At 59.1% G+C, this 1,474-nt stretch carries 1 protein-coding gene; it reads left to right on the forward strand.

From position 1 onward, the window contains the following. Window positions 1–1,474, forward strand: a 1,474-nt coding sequence (locus lacNas_RS02565; protein WP_280515424.1) for a TIM-barrel domain-containing protein, incomplete at both ends; no start/stop codon positions are given.

The raw sequence follows: 1,474 nt of genomic DNA on the forward strand, positions 1-1,474 counted from the left end.
GCAAGGGCAAAACGAATACTACTACGGCGGCGGGGTCCAAAACGGCCACTTCAGCCACAAGGGTGAAAAAATCACCATCAAGACCGACGGTATCACCGGGGCTGACGGCGTTCTGGCTGCCGTGCCTTTCTTCTGGACCAACGCTGGCTTTGCCGAACTCCGCAACACGACCGCGACTGGCCACTACGACTTCGGCCGGCAAAATTCCCAGCTCACCATCCTCAGCCACCGAACTCCAGTCTTTGACAGCTACTATATAATAGGAAACTCTCCGCAAGAATTGCTGTCCAGTTTCTATTATTTGACCGGCAAGCCCTTCATGCTGCCAAATTACGCCCTCTCCTTCGGCCACCTTGGCAACTTCCTTGACGGCTCCTGGCAGGAAGCTGAAAGCAAGGGCCATGAAGCCGTCCGCTTTGAGGACAACCGCTATTATTCAAGAAAAGCTGAATCCGGCGCCCGCCTGCCTAGCCTGAACGGGGAAAAGGACTACCAGTTCTCCGCCCGGGCGATGCTGGACCGCTACCAGCGCTGGGGTTTCCCCTTGTCCTGGATCATCCCCAACTACGAAAGCCAAACAGCAGCTAAGCCCGATGACTTTGCCGCCTTTGCCAGCTATGCCCAAAGCCGGAATTGCCATCCAGGCTTCTGGAGCGAAAAAGGCCAGCCTTTGGCCCAGCACAGCGAATTTGCCGCGGTCGACGATCCAAGCAGCGACTTGACTGCTGTCAATTCCGACCTGGCTAAAGAAAATCCCAAGGCCAAGCCCCTCACCCTGGTCCGCGACAGCCTCCTGCCCTGCCAGAGCCAGGCTGCCCTGGCCTTCGGCGATGTCAGCGGCGACTGGTCCAGCATCAAAACGCAAATCTCTACTTTATTAGGTGCTGGCCTGTCCGGCCTGCCCTTCATCGGGGCCGCTGCCGGCGGAAAGTTCGGCCAGGAAAATGCCCAAGTCGCCGTCCGCGACCTGGAATGGAAGGCCTTCACCCCGCTTTTCTTCGTCATCGACGACCAAAGCCCCCTCAGCAAGACCCCTTTCGCCTTCAACAACAAGGTCTCCCGGATCATGAAGGCCTACCTCGGTCTGCGCGAGCAGCTGAAGCCTTACCTTTACGCGCTCAGCCGCCAGGCTCAAGACGGCCTGCCCCTGGTCCGGCCCCTGCTCATGGCCTTTCCGCATGAACAGGTTGGCTACGGGCGGGACTTCGCCGATGAATTCATGCTGGGCGACCAATTGCTTATCGCCCCAATCGTCAACGGGAAGTCTGACAACCAGGGCATGAGCATCCGCGACCGGATCTACCTGCCCGACAAGCAGACCGTCTGGATCGACCTCTTTACCGGCGACCGCCTGATGGGCGGCCGGGTCTACAACCGGCGCAAGTACCCCCTTTGGCAATTGCCGGTCTTCGTCAGAGGCGGCAGCTGCTTCGACTTAGGCGAGCGGCGCTTCGTCCTCTATCCGCAAGGCGAT

Origin of the sequence: Lactobacillus nasalidis, assembly GCF_016587775.1 — a bacterium.
Taxonomy (GTDB): domain Bacteria; phylum Bacillota; class Bacilli; order Lactobacillales; family Lactobacillaceae; genus Lactobacillus; species Lactobacillus nasalidis.